This is a genomic window from Gemmata sp. SH-PL17 (genome assembly GCF_001610855.1).
GTDB lineage: Bacteria > Planctomycetota > Planctomycetia > Gemmatales > Gemmataceae > Gemmata > Gemmata massiliana.
The window spans coordinates 180638-196265 of sequence record NZ_CP011271.1; the positions used below are offsets into that span (position 1 = coordinate 180638).

Here is a 15628-nt window from a genome sequence, read left to right on the forward strand (position 1 = left end):
GTGAGTCGTGATCGTGCTGCGAAAGAAGGGCGAGCGCGAAAGAATTGATTTGGTAACGTTCTTACCAGACGGACTGTCATTACTCACTTCGAGTTACAACGGGACGTTTCTTTGGCGTGACCTGCCGGGCACCGGCTCTCGTCGAACGTTCTCACACCTCGGGTGTGCAGCGAGTGCGAATTACTCCCGACGGTCGGTACCTTTTAACGGCCCACAGTACCGTGACCGTCACGGCGCTTGCCGACGGCACGTCGCGGCAAATCGAACTGTGGGAGCGATTCAGTTGCGGCTTCGACTTGGCCGCCAGCGGACACCATCTTATCGTTGCACAAAACAATCGCGGTTCACCCGCCGGGTGGGTCGGGTGTCGTTCGTTAGACGGTCCCGCGCACCCCATTGTGTGGTCGTGGGAGCTTGAACGGCACACGCGGGGAAGTGTGACGTGCGTGGCAGACGCGCGCTTCGTGCTAACTGAAAGTTGGTGGGATCAAAACCTTCTCCGGAGCGTGTTCCGATACGTCGTTCGTTCGGTCACAACGGGTGAAGTTCTGACCGCAGTCGAAGGCCCGGAAATCGATTGGTTCTCGCCGGTCGCTTCGCCCGATGGTCAATTCCTGGTGGGGTTGTTGAACGCGCGGGTCATTGTTCTATCCGTAGAAGACCTCTCGAAACCCGTCGCGGTTCTGAAAAACAGCGGCCGAAGGCACTTTACTGGTGTCGCGTTCCACCCGTCGGGCAAGTACCTCGCCGCCACGAGCAACGACGCGACCGTGAAAGTGTACGGCACCACCACCTGGGAATTGTCGCGCACGTTCACCTGGAACATCGGGCGCATGAGGAGCATCGCGTTCTCACCCGATGGTACACTTGCGGCCGCGGGGGGTGACGCGGGTAAAGTCGTCGTTTGGGACGTGGACCTTTGAGCGCACGCGGTGCCGTCCGTGAATAGAAAGCGATTCTATGCAATTATGTGACGGCGCGATTAACGGGCACGCGGTATCCGTTCTCCGAAATTAATCTGGCACCTCAAAAGGCCGTTGCGAAGTAAAAACTCGTGCGGAACTCACGTCCTGTTTGTTGTTGCGGGACCGCATGTCACAGTACGACCCGTGCGCGCGGGGTACGATCCGTTCACTTGAAGTGGTCGCTAATACTCGCACTGATTTGTTCGGCGCACGGTTCGCACCACACGGGTACGCAACTAAATTTTTGCCGGCACACCCGCCCGTTGCGGAAGAAACGGGTGAGTTTCACACAATTCAGTCCCTCTCCCTGACGGGGGCGAGCCGCGCTGATTGCGCGACGCGCGACGCTGTCGCTGAGAATGCGGATCTGCGACCGAGGACCGCCCATGCTCGTTTTAACTGGAGCACCCGGAGACGTAACCGAACTCGCGTTCTCTCCGAACGGGAAGCTCCTCGCCGCCGGGGGCGGGGACCGCGGACTGGAGATGTGGGAGGTCCACTCCGGCCGCAAGTGGGGGCGCTACACCAGGCAGATCCAGTTCCTCGATTCGCCGAGCGCCTTCCACCCCACCGAACCATTGTGTTTCACCTGCGCCAACCACTCACTCGCGGTGATCGACACGAACGCGGAAACGATCCAGCTTCACCCCACCCCGACCTATCACGAGTGGCTGAACCCGCTGGCGATGACCCCGGACGGTGGGTCGTGCATTGCCCACGCGCGAACGGCCGAAGGCTACCAGATGCGGCGCTACCGCTGGCGCGCGAAAAAGCCGCTGAACCCGGTGTGGGGGGCGCCGCTCGAGCGGATCTCGTCCCGGTCCCGCGAGGCGCTCGACACGGCCCTGATTCGGACCAGCCCGGACGGGAAAACGTTCGTGACGCTGACCGGCGTCCGCGACCGCATTACGTGGACGATCCAACCGCTCCGCGTGAGTCTGCGGTCCGTAAAAAACGGCGAGGTGCTCCGGTTCGCGAAGCTCCCATCTGGAACGATCCCCGCGCTCACGTTCGCCCCGGACGGGCACCACTTCGTGACGTGCCGTGCGCACATCATTAACATCTGGTCGACCGAAACCTTGAGCGCCCCGCGCGAGGTGCGGAGCGACACCCGGCGCCACTTTACAGGGGCCGCGTTCCACCCGTCGGGCAAGTACCTCGCGGCGACCAGTAACGACACGACCGTGAAGTTGTACGACGCCACCACCTGGAAGGTCGAGCACACGTACACGTGGGACATCGGTCGGGTGCGCTCCGTCACCTTCTCGCCCGACGGCACGCTCGCCGCCGCGGGGAGCGACACGGGTAAAGTGGTCGTGTGGGACGTGGACATCTGACGCACGAAACGAACGAGCGAACGGCGAGCGTGCAATGCGAATTATTCAGAGCGAGAAGCCGCGCCCGCTAGACCTATTAGCGGTTGGTCCGGGTGGGTTGGTTGCGGCCTCCACGTTCGTGTTCGACGCCCCTGGCGATGTGGAGGTGTGGGACGCTGGAACCGGGACGCGCCAGTGCATTCACCACATTCCGGATCGTGAAACCGAGTGTATCGCGTTTACATCAGATGGGCGGTTCCTATTTGTTGGTGCAACGGCAGGAATAACGGTAATCGATCTACACAGCGGGGGCAAAACCGCGGTATCAAGATTCGCTGGCAGTTCGCCCGATTTCGTTCTCTCTGCGGGCGGAACTCGGCTTGTGGTTGTAAACCAAAACAACAACAACGTGGAATGTTTTGCTATCGGGGCGGGAGCGCATTTTTCGCTCGTCTGGTCAGGCCAGTCGGACTGGCGCGAGCACTATGCTCCAGCGCTGAACCGTGATGGGACGCGAGCGGCGCTGGTCGCAGATACGGTCTACGGCGGGCCGGGCGGTCGCCCGAGCCAGCACATCCAGTTTTATGACGCACAAGGGAAATTCTCCGGCGTCATTCCACTCGACCCTGCGGACCCTAAAGCTGGGTTCGTGTTTACTGCTGACGGTATGAAGCTACTTGTTCCCACTGGTAGCCGCACGGTGCAAATGTTCGACGCGACCACCGGCGCCGCCGCGGGCGAGCTGGTTCACCCCGGGCGGCCGTATGTCACGTGCATCGCGGTCCACCCGCGCGGGATCGTGGCGTGTGCGCGCACGAACGGCACGGTCACGTTCTGGGACGCGGAGAAACGCGAACCGCTCCGCACCTTCGACTGGAAGGCGGGGAAGCTCGTGTCCGTTGCATTCGCTCCGGACGGCACCCTCGCCGCGGCCGGAACGGAGGACGGCAAAGTTGTCGTGTGGGACGTAGACGTCTGATCGGTCTTTCGCGCATATCATGAGCGGATTGATTCTGAATCTCACGGTGCGCGGATGCTGATCTGGGAGGCGTACTCGCGGAAGATCGATGCGCTGGCGTTCGCCCCGGACGGGCGGGCGCTGGCCCTGAGCGGGTACCACCTCGGGTGCCGAGTGATCCGGTCGGATACCGGGCACAGGCTCTGGACCGTGGGCGCCAAGTGCGGGTTCGGGCTCTCGCTCGCGTTCGGGCCGGGTGGATCGGTGCTGTGCCGGCAGAGCGGCGTTTCGGTGCGCACGGCGAATACGGGGGCCGAGTTGCGGCGCTGCGGGGCGTGGTGCCAGTCGTTCGCGCTGGCCCCGGACGGGCGCACCGCGTTCGTGGCGGACGGCGGGTACCAGGATCTCGTTCGGCGGTACGATCTGGAAACGGGTTCCGCGCACGCCGAGGTCGAACTCGAATCCGGCGCGATTACTCGTAGTGCGGTGTCGCCGGACGGTAAACGGCTGGCGGTACTCGGCTCCAAGCGGTTCCACCTACTCGCGGCTCACAGCTTCGAGGTGCTCGCGACGGACGCTCAGCGGGCGTTTTCCAGTGGCACGTTCGCGCTGGCCTTCGCCCCGGACGGGCGCACGCTCGTGTACTCGGCCGGGCGCACGCTGTTCGTGTGTGACGCTACTTCTGCCCGCGAAATGACGCAGCTACAACTTGAAACGAAGGGTTACACGGACGCGGCGTTCACCCCGGACGGGCGCCGAATGGTCACCGTGGGTAAGGAGGGCACGGCGCACGTGTGGGACACCGCGACGTGGGCGTGCGAGCGGTCGTTCGCGTGGAACGTCGGTCCGCTGCGCGCGGTGGCCGTTGCGCCCGACGGTGCCCGCGCCGCGGTCGCGGGCGATAGCGGGCGCGTGGTCGTGTGGGACTTGGACCCGTGAGAAAACTCGCGGGTTACTTCGCCGCGTCTTTGGGCTCTGCTTTCGGTTTCGTGACGGTCAATTCGTCGAACGTGGCCGTTGCGATCTGGTACGTAGAGTGGGCGTAGAACGCGCCCACCGACACTTCGTCCGGGAAGGCCAGATCCTGGCGCGGAACGTGCGGCGCGGACCACTCCTTACCGTCGAAGCTGTGTGACACGGAGACGGTTTTGTCCTTGCGCGTGATCCGGAGGTAGGTGGATTTGCCCACCGGAACCTGCTCCCGCGAGCCACCCGCCCCGCCTCCCGGGAACCACGTGTCGACCCACACGACCCGGTTCAGCTTGTCCTGTACCTCACCGTTGCGCTTCGTGTAATACTGGTACAGGTGGAACTCGATACTGTACCCGTCGCCGGAAACGACCAACCCGGCCCGCGACCCCGGCCAAGACTCCTCGTGCCGGTTCTTCGGGTTCGGCGGGGTCGCGTCCCCGAGCTTTACTGTCACTTCAAAGTCACCAGTTACGGGCTTCGTGGCGCGAGGCATGTTCGCATTTTTCCCGTAAAGCATTCCGCGAGCCGGCTGGCCGACCGTGCGCATCGTGAGTTGCTTGCCCGCGAGTTCAAACTCGCCCTGACCCTCGGTCTTCCCCCAATACTTCGCGAGCAACTCCTTTTCGGTCGGCGGCGGCACCGGCGCCGCGCTGACACCGACGGCAGTAACAACGAACGCGACGACGGCCGCAGCGCGAATCATGAGTAGGGTCTCGGTGGGAAGACGGCTCAGTACAGTTTGTCGATCGGGAGCACGCCGCCGGGCAGGATCGGGTTGGGCCGGTTCGATACGTCGTAAACCATCGCGTGCGGGTCGAGGCCCAGGTTCTTGTACACCGAGGCGAGCACACTCGGATACGGGACCGGATCGTCCTTCGCTTCGCCCGCGGCGCTGTCGGTGCTGCCGATCACCTGACCGGTCTTCATGCCGCCCCCGGAAAGCAGCGCAAAGTTCACTCTGGCCCAGTGATCGCGGCCCGCGTCTTTGTTGATTTTCGGGGTGCGACCGAACTCGCCCCACACGCACACCGTGACGTCGTTCTCCAGCCCGCGTGCGTAAATGTCTTCCACCAGCGCCGAGATCCCGGTGTCGAACAGTGGGAGCTGGTCCTTCAGGTACTTGAAGTTGTTGCCGTGCGTGTCCCAGAACCCGTAGGCGACCGTCACGACGCGGCACCCCGCTTCGACGAGCCGGCGGGCCATCAGGAGCTGATCGTTCCACTGCGGCGCGCCGTCCCCGAGGTGCTTGGGGGAACCCTTCCCGTACCGTTGGCGCGTGCGCTCGGGTTCTTTTGTCACGTCGAGCGCTTCTACCAATTTACTCGACGTCAGCACATCAAACGCGCGGTCGTGGAACGTATCGGCGCTCACGCTGTTGCTCTGCCCCGCGGACTTGCGGAATGCATCCATTCGTTCGAGCAGCGCCTTGCGGTCCTGGAGTTCGCCGGGCGTCACGGCGAGGTTCTTCATCACCGCGAGTTCGTCGCCATCGACCTTCGCGGGCGCGGCCGAGCGCCCGAGGTTCGCGGGGCCGGGCGTGTTATAGGGCTTGTGCTGCATCGTGGGTGCGAGGTCGACGAAGCTCGGCACGGTCGGGTCGGTCTGGCCCTGCATTCGCGCCACGACGCTCCCGAAGTGCGGCTTGTTGTCGCGCTTGGCGACGTCCATCACGGTGCCGGTGTAGCTCTGCCACGAACTGTGCTCGTCGCGCTGCCCGACCAGCGAGCGGATGACGGCCAGTTTGTCTGCGCACTTCGCGAGCTTGGGCAGGTGCTCGCCGAACTGGATGCCGGCCACGTTCGTGAGGATCGGCTTGAACTCGCCCCGGAGTTCGGCCGGGCCGTTCGGCTTCAGGTCGAACGTGTCCTGGTGCGCCATCCCACCGGTCAAGTACACCATGATGACCGACTTGTGACTCTTCTTCCCGACCGCGGCTTCCGCGCGCATGAGGTTCGGGAGCGTGAGACCGCCGACGCCGAGTGCCCCGACCTTGAGGAACGACCGGCGCGAGAGGCCGTCGCAGTAGCGGGCCGGGGTGCCGAGAACGGTGAGCATCGACGGAACTCCGTTACGGAGTAGAGGCGGGCGGGCGCTGGGAGGGTAGTGAAGAGTGTAGCGTGGAGCGGGGCGCCGTGCAACGCGCGACAGAATTAGAAGCAGCGTCGCGGGAGCGGTAGCGCGGGTTCACACCGTGCTGGCCTGTCAACGCGAAGACCGCCGGTAATCCGGCGGTCTTGAAGACGGTTTGTACCGTCGAGTTGAAGTTCACCCGACCCCAGTCGCTAGGGTTGGGGTTGCTTCCTCCACCGGTGGGGCGGCAGCGGCGGTCCGGGCGGAACCGCCAACGAGTTACCACCACCGAGGGCTTGGTAGGCGTTTACGACGGCGCCCAGTTGTTGCCTCTTCGTTTCGATCAGGACCATTCGCGCGTCCATGAAGTCGCGCTGCGCCAACAGCACTTCGACGTACTCCGCACGGGCGTTCTGGAACAGTTTGCTGGCGGAGTCGACCGAGGCCTCGAGTGCGGCCAACTGCTGCTTCTTGATCTCGATACTCTTGCGGTAATTCTCCACCATCGACACGCGGTTGACGACCTCGGTGAAGGCGTTGAGGACGATGCGCTGGTAGTTGTAGACGCTCTCCAACTGCTTGGCGTTCGCGCTGAGGTACTCGGCCCGGATCGCCTTCTTGTTGATTAGCGGCGTGACCAGGTCGCCGGCGACGTTAGCGGCCAGGGCTTCCGGGGTGTTGAACAGGTACTTGGGATTGAACGCTTGGTAGCCGACACCGGCACTGATAGTCAGGTCCGGGAAGAAGTGGGCGCGTGCGACCTTCACATCGAGTCCCGCAGCCTGTAGTTCGCGCTCGGCTTGGCGGATGTCGGGGCGGTTCTGGAGCAGTTGCGAGGGTACGCCTACACTCAGGGTGTTGATGTTGAGATCGTAGAAGTCCGCGGACGTGCGCTCGACCGGCATCGGCACGCGGTTAAGGCGGAAGTTGATCCGGTTCTCGGTCTCGATGATGTCCTGTAGCGTAATCAGCTTTTCGCTCTGGTTCTTCCGCACTTCAGCCTGGAAGCGCTGAACAGCCAGTTCGGTGCCGCGCCCCGCGTCCTTCTTGGCGATGGCGATTTCGAGGCTCTGCTGCTGGAGTTCGATAGTTTTGTTCAGCGTTTCGAGGCGCTTGTCGAGCGCCACCAGCCCGTAGTAGTTCTCGGCGATTTCGGCGACGAGACGGGTTACGAAGTCGTTCCGCTTCTCGCTGGCGGCGATGTATCGCTGGGCCGCCGCGTCCCGCGCGTTGCGCAGTGCCCGCCAGATGTCCAGCCGCCAGAACAGGTTGAGACCCATCCGGAAATCGGGCAGCGGGTTGTGAATGGGCTGGTTGGGGCGAATGTCGAGCTGGCTGTCGACGGCCCCGTCGCGTGTGAAGCGGCTGGACAGATCCAGGCCCGTGCCGCCCCCGGCGGTGACGAAGGGGAGGTACGCCCCTTGTCGCGCCAGAACCTCGCTCCGGGCGACCTGGACCTCTTCGTTCAGAACCTTCAGCTCACGATTGTTGACCATCGCCTGGTCGATCAATTGCGTGAGCACTCGGTCCTTGTAAAACTCTTCGACCCCGAGCTGGCCCGAACTTTCCGAGCTGGTCGACGGACCGACCAGTCCGCTGACCGTCCCGCCGGCCGCCTCACCGATCGCCCCGCTAATCGTCCCGCTGGGCGCCTCGCTGATCGCCCCAGTGAAGCTCGCCGGCAGAATCGGCCCCGGGTCCGCTTGACGGAGTTCGGGGATCCGACAGGACGGCAAAACCAGCAGCGTACCGCACGCGATCACTCGCGCCACCACGCGCTTCTTGCGCTTTGCGCTCAGAAATCGCACTGAGAGGTTCATCCGCCTCATCCTTGAGGAGTTAGCGCCCCGGTCGGAAGCCCACATACTTAATCGGCAATCTTGCCTAACAGTATTAGGCGATCCAGGCGCTATAATTGGGATATTCGGAACCCGGGACGACCGTTAGGGCTGATCCATCAATCCGCGGTCGGCCCGGGGCATTGTGAAACTCTGTCCGCATTGAGCCGGTCGTTCCCGCGCGGGTGCCGACCGGCCGATCAGCTTTAAACTCCGCCCGACGGGGAATGCGGGTCCGACGGCGGGTGGTGGGGCGGAGCCTCGGTGTGCGTCGGGTTGGCGGGGCCGGCATCGAACGGCAAGTGGTCGCTCTCGTCGTGCTGCGGTTCTAACGGAGTGCGCTCAAAAATCTCACTAAGAGGTCCGGCCGACTCGTCCTTGAGGAGTTTGCGCCCGTCGGCCATCTTGCCAAACAAATAGTACAGGCCGGGAATAATCAGAACCCCGACCACGGTGCCCACGAGCATCCCGCCGGCCCCCGTGGTGCCGATGGTCCGGTTCCCGATCGCCCCGGCGCCGGTGGCGAGGACCAACGGAAGGAGCCCCGCGATGAACGCGAAGGAGGTCATCTGGATCGGCCGGAAGCGCAACTTCCCCCCTTCGATGGCCGCTTCCTTGAGCGACAGCCCCTCCTGGCGCCGCTGGACCGCGAACTCGACGATCAGGATCGCGTTCTTGCCGAGCAGACCGACCAGCATGATCAGACCGATCTGGGCGTACACGTCGTTCGCCAGCCCCATCGCCTGAAGGCAGAAAAAGGAACCGAAGACCCCGATCGGCAGCGACAGGATCACCGCCAGCGGCAGGATAAAACTCTCGTACTGACCGACGAGCACGAGGTAAACGAAGGCGACGACGACCAGGAAGATGTAAATCGCCTCGTTCCCCTTTTTCGACTCGTCGTAAGAGAGCCCGGCCCAGTCGATCCCGTACCCGCGCGGCAGGACTTTGGGGTCGGCGGCGACCTCCTGGATCGCTTTGATGGCCTGCCCGCTGCTGTAGCCGGGAGCTGGGGCACACTGGATGGTGGCGGAGGGGTACAGGTTGTAGCGCGTGATCTCGTTCAGCCCCTGCTTTTTCTTGAGCTCCATGAACGCGGAGTAGGGAACCATTTCCCCTTCCACACGGACCTTTTCCATTTTCCCAGTTTTTTCGTTCTTGACCTCGATCTCGCGCTCGCTCTTGACGAACATGTCCTTCAAATCCTTGGGGAGCCGCCGGAACTCCGGCGCCGCCTGGACGTAGACCTTGTAGAACTGGTTGAACAGGATGAACCCCTGCTCGTAAGTGCTACCAATTTGGATATTAAGATTGTCTAGCACTTTAGCCTTCGTCAGCCCCTTCTGGTAGAGCACGTCGTCGTTGATGATCAGTTCGTATTGCGGATAGTCGGTAGCGAAGAAGGTGAACAGGTTGGTCAACTCCTTGCGCTCCTTCAGGGCGGCCATGAACTTGTTGTTCACCTCTCCGAGCCGCTGGTAATCGGACGTGTTCGTCTTGTCGAGGAGCACCACGGAGACGCCCCCGGCGGCACCGAAGCCGGGGACCGCGGGGGGCTCAAAGAACTCGAGGTTGACGTTGGACATCCGGCGGCATTTGTGCTCGAGCTCTTCAATAATCTCTCGCGCGGTTCGCTTCCGGTCGGTCCAGTTTTTCAGGTTGATAATGCAGGTTCCCGCGTTCGAGCCCCGGCCCTCGGTCAGAACTTCGTACCCGGCCAACGAGGTGACGGAGGTGACTTCTTCGACCTCCTTGGCGATCTCCTCGAGTTCGTGGGACTTGGCGTTGGTGTACTCGAGCGTCATGCCCGGCGGGGTCTGGATGACCGCGTAGATGATGCCCTGGTCCTCGCCCGGGATGAAGCCGGTCGGGAGCTTCGTGTTGACGACAACAATGCCGGCGGAAAAGCCCCCGACGACGGCCATGCTCAACGCGCGGCGCGTCACAATGCGCCGAAGAAACCCGGCGTACCCGCTCGTAACCTTCTCGACGGCGCGGTCAAACGCCCCCCGCACAAAGGGCAGCAGAATGAACAGGAAGCCGACCGCTCCCCAAAGGTGGTACGCGAGATACGTTATTGGCGCCAGGACCAGCACCCCGCCCGCAACGTACAGCAGAACGACTTGCAGCCCGAGCCGCTTTTTTACGTGGTTCGTATGGTTCGAGTGGCCGCCGGCGTGGGGCTTGAGGATCATCGCACAGAGTACGGGCGTCAGCGTCAGGGCCACCAGACCGGAAAGGACGATGGACGTGGCCATCGTGATCCCGAACTGGCGGTAGAAGGTGCCGACCGGCCCGGGGATGAACGTCACCGGAACGAAGACGGCCGTCATCACCAGGGTGATGGCGATGATCGCGCCCGAAATCTCGTGGAGCACTTCCATCGTCGCCCGGTACGGCGACAGGTGCTTGTCGGCCATCTTCGCGTGTACCGCTTCGACCACCACGATCGCGTCGTCCACCACGACCCCGATCGCGAGGACCAGTGCGAAGAGCGTGATCAGGTTGATCGACAGGCCCATCAACTGCAAAACGAAGAACGTCCCGACGAGGGACACCGGGACCGCGAGGATCGGGATCAGCGTGGACCGCAAATCTCCGAGAAACATGTAGACCACCAGCGATACTAAAATGAACGCCTCGAGCAGCGTGTGCAGCACCTTTTCGATAGAAGCGTCGAGGAACCGGGAAACGTCGTAAGCGAGTTCGTAGTCCATGCCGGGGGGGAATGATTCCTTCTTGATCTTCTCGAGTTCCTTCTTGATTTCCTCGATGACCACCGCGGCGTTGGAGCCGGGGCTTTGCTTGAGAATGATGGACGCCGCGGGGTGCCCGTTGATGTCCGAGTAAATGTCGAAGAACTCGGAGCCCAGTTCGATGCCGGGCGGCGGGGCCTTGGGGAGTGCCGCAGCCCCGGTCCCGCCGAGGACGGCCGGCAGCGCCTGGCGGGCCTTGATCGGGTCCGGGATGCCGCAGACGTCTTTGAGCCGCAGGATCTCACCGTTGGCGTTCGCCCTCAAAATAATGTTCCCGTAATCGTCCGCGTTGTTGTAGCGCCCCTTGTAGGTCAGGACGTATTCGATGGACTGCGACGTCTGGCCCGTCGCCTGACCGATTCGCCCGGGCGAGCCGATTATGCTCTGCTCCGCCAGGGCCTTCATGACATCTTCGGTGGATATCTCGCGGGCGCGCATGCGATCGGGATTCAGCCAGATGCGCATCGCGAACGTGCGGTTGCCCAGGTTCCTGGGGATCCCCATGCCCGGGATCCGCTTGAGCACGGGCATGACGTTGACGTTGGTGAAGTTAAAGAGGTCTTTCTGGTCGGCGTTCGGATCGGTACTGAAAATGTTCACGTACATCAGCATGCTGGGCACGACCTGACTGACGAGGATCCCCTCCCGCACCACCAGCGGCGGGAGCCGGCTCAGCATGATGTTGACCCGGTTCTGTACGTTCACGACGTTGATGTCGGGGTCCGTGCCCGGCTCGAAGTAGATCAGGATCGCCGCCTCGCCCGCGCTGGTGGCGGAGGAGACCATGTACCGCATGTTCTGGACGCCGTTGATGGACTGCTCCAGCGGAATCAGAACCGAATCGACCAGCACGTTGGCGCTGGCCCCCGGGTACGCAATGGAGACCTGAACGGTCGGCGGCGCGACGTTGGGGAACTGTGCCACCGGGAGCGTCTTGATCCCCAGCACGCCCAGGAACAAGAGAAGGATCGAAATGACGATCGCCAGCGCCGGCCGGTGGAGGATCTGAGTGAACATGGTTCTGAGGTGGTCTCGTTGGGTTCCGTATTCGGGAGCGGCGGGGCGGGTTATTCCGCGTGGTTCTTTTGGTGCGCCAGAGCGTCTTCCGGCTTGTGGAACTCGTACTCCACCTTCTCGCCCTCGTGAACCTGCCGGACCCCTTCGAGCACGATCTTCTCGTCCACCCCGATTCCGCTCTTGATGATAAAGATGTCATCCATTTCGTGCTGGATCGTGATCAGGCGCTGGTGCGCCACGTGGTCCTCGCCGACGACGTACACGTACCGTTTGTCGAGAACCTCGAACGTCGCCCGCTGCGGGATGACGATGGCGTTGTGAACCGTTTGGTGAATTAACACGTTACCGGTCTGATTGTGGCGCAACAGGCGGTTCGGGTTCGGAACGTCCGCGCGGAAGGGAATGTTCCCGGTCTCGTTGTTGAATTTCCCCTCGATGGTAACGGTGTCGCCGGCGGGCTGATCGAACTTGCTGCCGTCCGCCAACACGAGTTCGATGCGCGAATCCAAGAGTTTGAGTTGCCCGTTATCCTGGGCCTTGCCCTGGTGGAGCTTGTAGTCGAGGTAGCGGGCCTCGGGCACGTTGAAATAGACCCACATCACGCTGTTGTCGGACAGGGTCGTGAGGAGATCCTCTTTTTTCACCAAACTGCCCTGCTGCTGGTACAGGCGGTCGATGATCCCGTCGAAGCGCGCGGTGACCACGGTAAAGTTCAGTTCGGCCAGCGCCTGCGCGGCCTTGGCCTCGGCCTTCGCGAGTTTGGCGTCGTACAGCGCCACTTCCTGAATCGAGATCACCTTCTGTTCGTACAGCCGCTTGGCGTTATCGCGCTCCACCCGCGCGAACTGGGCCTCGGCCTGCTCCGCCTCCAACCGCGCCTTGTACAGTGTGGGCACCACGCTGAACAACACGTCGCCCGTTTTCACCGTCTGGCCCTCCCGGATCGGGATCGGCTCGAGGTACCCTTCCTGCAGAGCCCGGACCTCGATGTTGCGCTGGGAGCGGATCTGGCAGACGTATTGTTGGGTGACGACGACGTCTTTCGCTTTGGGGCTGGTAACCACGATCTTTTGGTGCTCGTGGTGGTGCTCCTTCTCCTCTGCGTGCGTGCGCTCGCAAGCGGGTAGGGAGAGGGACGTTAGCGCCAGGGCGACGGCCAGAATCGGCGAAACTTTCATAGATTTTTTCACTTGTTAGTTGCCTCCACACTTATTTAGTGCGCCGATTCGGGCGCCGAGTAAGGGAGGCTCTGGGAATCCATGATTCGGTTTCAAGCGTTTTGGGTAATGCAATCTTCGGACCAATGCGATTTGTTACGGTCGGTCCGGCTGTTCCGAGCGGCCTGCTTCTAAATCCGGCACCTCGCTTGAATTTCATTCGATAAAGAAACCCGTTGAGACGGAGACGCGATTGGTAATTTCCGGTACCTTCCGCTCGCGCAAGTGTGTTGCGCACAGTATTTGCGAACGCCACGAAAAGAGGGCTTCGGAACCCGGATGATGTGTCGCGCGGCCCTTCTCTTTTCCAACCCGCATGAAACTGTGGTTTCTGTTTTGACCCGATTCGATTGCACAGTTTCTGAGCTTACGGGGCGTGGTGTGGCCAATTGTTTAGGTTGTGTGTGATCCGCGCCGAGCTAAAAGTAGCTGGCCGTTGGACGATCAGGTTGGCACACCTGCGATCGTTGAGCGGGTGTGCCGGTAGGGAGAGATTTGCTCTGCGGACGGCGAAGCAAGGTGGAAAACAAAGGCAACGAACGCAATTTTTGGGCTTGATTGAAAGAGTGGAGCCAGGCGACTGTACAACCTTAATTGCTCGGATTGATGAGAAGCGATCTGCTGGGCGAATATAAGCGCAATCAGGTAAGTTGCGGTTCGTCACCCGACCAGCACGAGACGAATGCCGCCCGTATGCCCGAGAGTGGCCGAGACCGCCGCGAGGTCGCGTACCACGTGCGGGGTTTCAAGAGCAGCGGGCGCGTGAGTGGTAGCCACCGCGATGACGGCCATTCCCGCTCGTGTGCCCGCTTCGATACCGGCCGGCGCGTCTTCTACTACCACACATTCCCCGGGCGGTACGCCCAATGCCCGGGCTGCTGCCAGGTATCCTTCCGGTGACGGCTTCCCTTCGATCACATCGTCTGCCCCGATCAACAACCCCTCACGCCATAGGCCAACCGCTCGGAGCCGGCTTTCGGCCAGCGCCCGCGACGCCGACGTGACAACCGCCCACGGTCGACCGGCGAGTGCGTCCAGAAGCGCCTCCGCACCGGCGACGGGTTTCAGGCCGTCCTTCACGCCGATTTGCCGGGTCTGTACCCATTCGGCCGTTTCGGGCGTCGCGTGTTCCGGGTAGGTCAGGCGCAGAGCTTCTTCGGGTCGCCGGCCGTGGTGAACCGCCAGAATTGGGTCGGGATCGACCCCGACGCGGGCCGCCCATTCGCGCCACAGTACCTCGCACGCGACCGTCGAATCGACCAGCGTCCCGTCCATGTCGAAGAGAACCGCCCGACAGTCGATCTGCGTCGGCGCCGCGATCACTTTACGCCGCCGGAGCGCATTCGCTCCGAGGGATAATAGCACCCCGCCGGCAACGACCAAGAGCATCGCGCGAGGCAAGCCGGCCGCGGCAGCAGTGAAACCCACGAGCGGCGGGCCGACCAGAAACCCGGTGTACCCGATTCCGGTCACTAGGGCGAGTCCGCGCCCGGCCGGGTCCGTTCCCGCGGCCGCGCGGAAGAGGAGCGGCACCGCGTTCGCCAGCCCGAACCCGGCAACCGCACAGCCGATCGCCACGCCAACCGGTGAACCTGCAAGGAGAGCCAGCCCGACGCCAACCGCCGCCAGAAGCCCTCCGGCCCGAACGATCACGACGTCCCCGACCGACGCAGTCAGCCGGTCACCGAGGAACCGCCCGCCGGCCCAAGTCGCGGTGAAAGCTGCGTAAGCGAGTGGCGCAACCGTTGGCCCCGCCCCGAACGCGACCGCGAGCAGCCCGGCCCAGTCCGCCATCGCCCCTTCAAGGAACAGGCACACGAACGCGATGGCCGCCAGCGTGTATGCACGGTGATTGATTGTGTCGCGAGGAGTCGCATGCGCAAAGCTTGGCGCGTCAGATTGAGGAAGCGCGGCCGGGCGACACATGGACACCAAGAGCACGCCGATTCCGACTACTAAAACTGTGTGCTCCACTGGGGTAAGGCCGACAGCCAGTAACGCGGAGCCGCCCGTTACCCCCACCACCATACCGACACTGAACCAGCCGTGGAACGCGGACATCACCGGCCGCCCGAGGGCGCGTTCGCACTGCGCTGCTGCGGCATTCATGGTGACATCTAGCAGACCGTGAAAAGCTCCGAGTACGACGAGCGAGACGCCAAGAAAAGTGATCGAGCCCGCCAGAATAGGGAGCGGAATCAGCAGGGCGAAGATAATTCCGGTGATCCACGCCGCGCGATCGGCCCCGATGCGGCGGATGGTAGCGGGAGCGGCGGTCATTCCCAGTATCGATCCCACCGCCATACCGAGGAGTACGAGCCCAAGTGTGTCTGGGGGTATTTCCAGTGCGGTCGCTTGCCGCGGGATGTGAGCCACCCAGGAAGCAACAACGAACCCGTTCAGCAAGAACCAACCGGATACTGCCATCCTGGATTTTGCCGCCGATTCCCCTTTCGCAGCCACAATTTTGTCCCATTTAGGATGTTGAATTGCCTATATTGGAATTTACTATGCCGATA

Annotated in this window: 10 protein-coding genes; 4 read left to right on the forward strand and 6 right to left on the reverse strand. The window is 62.6% G+C overall.

Features of this window, described 5'->3' with window-relative positions; translation table 11 throughout:
* Nucleotides 1-173 precede the first annotated feature (173 nt).
* The 4 genes from VT84_RS39900 to VT84_RS00765 all read left to right on the forward strand — a co-directional run bounded on the left by VT84_RS39900 (nt 174) and on the right by VT84_RS00765 (nt 4178).
* Nucleotides 174-923, forward strand: a complete 750-nt coding sequence (locus tag VT84_RS39900; protein WP_204249702.1) for a WD40 repeat domain-containing protein — start codon at nt 174-176, stop codon at nt 921-923.
* A 428-nt stretch (nt 924-1351) separates the two neighbouring features.
* Complete coding sequence (locus tag VT84_RS40395) at nt 1352-2302, forward strand: WD40 repeat domain-containing protein (protein WP_239465631.1); 951 nt, start codon at nt 1352-1354, stop codon at nt 2300-2302.
* Nucleotides 2303-2690: 388 nt separating this feature from the next.
* Nucleotides 2691-3260 carry a WD40 repeat domain-containing protein gene (locus tag VT84_RS39405; RefSeq protein WP_162271546.1) on the forward strand — a complete coding sequence of 190 codons (570 nt, stop codon included), beginning with the start codon at nt 2691-2693 and terminating at the stop codon, nt 3258-3260.
* 54 nt (nt 3261-3314) lie between these two features.
* Nucleotides 3315-4178, forward strand: a complete 864-nt coding sequence (locus VT84_RS00765) for a WD40 repeat domain-containing protein (RefSeq protein WP_082838141.1) — start codon at nt 3315-3317, stop codon at nt 4176-4178.
* A 13-nt stretch (nt 4179-4191) separates the two neighbouring features.
* Here VT84_RS00765 and VT84_RS00770 read toward each other — a convergent pair whose 3' ends face one another.
* The 6 genes from VT84_RS00770 to VT84_RS00795 all read right to left on the reverse strand — a co-directional run bounded on the left by VT84_RS00770 (nt 4192) and on the right by VT84_RS00795 (nt 15536).
* The gene (locus VT84_RS00770) at nt 4192-4914 is read right to left on the reverse strand and encodes a hypothetical protein (RefSeq protein WP_082838142.1); all 723 of its coding nucleotides are present in this window, start codon (nt 4912-4914) and stop codon (nt 4192-4194) included.
* 26 nt (nt 4915-4940) lie between these two features.
* Nucleotides 4941-6266 (reverse strand): DUF1501 domain-containing protein, encoded by a 1326-nt coding sequence (locus tag VT84_RS00775; RefSeq protein ID WP_082838143.1) that lies wholly within the window; start codon nt 6264-6266, stop codon nt 4941-4943.
* A gap of 227 nt (nt 6267-6493) precedes the next feature.
* On the reverse strand, nt 6494-8101 hold the full coding sequence (locus VT84_RS00780; protein ID WP_082838144.1) for a TolC family protein: 1608 nt from the start codon (nt 8099-8101) through the stop codon (nt 6494-6496).
* Between the two features lie 224 nt (nt 8102-8325).
* Complete coding sequence (locus VT84_RS00785; RefSeq protein ID WP_052549042.1) at nt 8326-11892, reverse strand: efflux RND transporter permease subunit; 3567 nt, start codon at nt 11890-11892, stop codon at nt 8326-8328.
* 50 nt (nt 11893-11942) lie between these two features.
* A complete protein-coding gene (locus VT84_RS00790) occupies nt 11943-13070 on the reverse strand; it encodes an efflux RND transporter periplasmic adaptor subunit (RefSeq protein WP_082838145.1) in 1128 nt (375 codons plus the stop codon).
* Nucleotides 13071-13769: 699 nt separating this feature from the next.
* Nucleotides 13770-15536 carry an HAD-IA family hydrolase gene (locus tag VT84_RS00795; RefSeq protein ID WP_082838146.1) on the reverse strand — a complete coding sequence of 589 codons (1767 nt, stop codon included), beginning with the start codon at nt 15534-15536 and terminating at the stop codon, nt 13770-13772.
* Nucleotides 15537-15628: the final 92 nt, after the last annotated feature.

Excerpts from the sequence above, each read along its gene's own strand:
- VT84_RS40395 (WP_239465631.1), top strand. The coding sequence starts at position 1,352 with ATGCTCGTTTTAACTGGAGCACCCGGAGACGTAACCGAACTCGCGTTC.
- VT84_RS00765 (WP_082838141.1), top strand. The coding sequence starts at position 3,315 with ATGCTGATCTGGGAGGCGTACTCGCGGAAGATCGATGCGCTGGCGTTC.
- VT84_RS00770 (WP_082838142.1), bottom strand. The coding sequence starts at position 4,914 with ATGATTCGCGCTGCGGCCGTCGTCGCGTTCGTTGTTACTGCCGTCGGT.
- VT84_RS00775 (WP_082838143.1), bottom strand. The coding sequence starts at position 6,266 with ATGCTCACCGTTCTCGGCACCCCGGCCCGCTACTGCGACGGCCTCTCG.
- VT84_RS00780 (WP_082838144.1), bottom strand. The coding sequence starts at position 8,101 with ATGAACCTCTCAGTGCGATTTCTGAGCGCAAAGCGCAAGAAGCGCGTG.
- VT84_RS00785 (WP_052549042.1), bottom strand. The coding sequence starts at position 11,892 with ATGTTCACTCAGATCCTCCACCGGCCGGCGCTGGCGATCGTCATTTCG.
- VT84_RS00790 (WP_082838145.1), bottom strand. The coding sequence starts at position 13,070 with ATGAAAGTTTCGCCGATTCTGGCCGTCGCCCTGGCGCTAACGTCCCTC.
- VT84_RS00795 (WP_082838146.1), bottom strand. The coding sequence starts at position 15,536 with ATGGCAGTATCCGGTTGGTTCTTGCTGAACGGGTTCGTTGTTGCTTCC.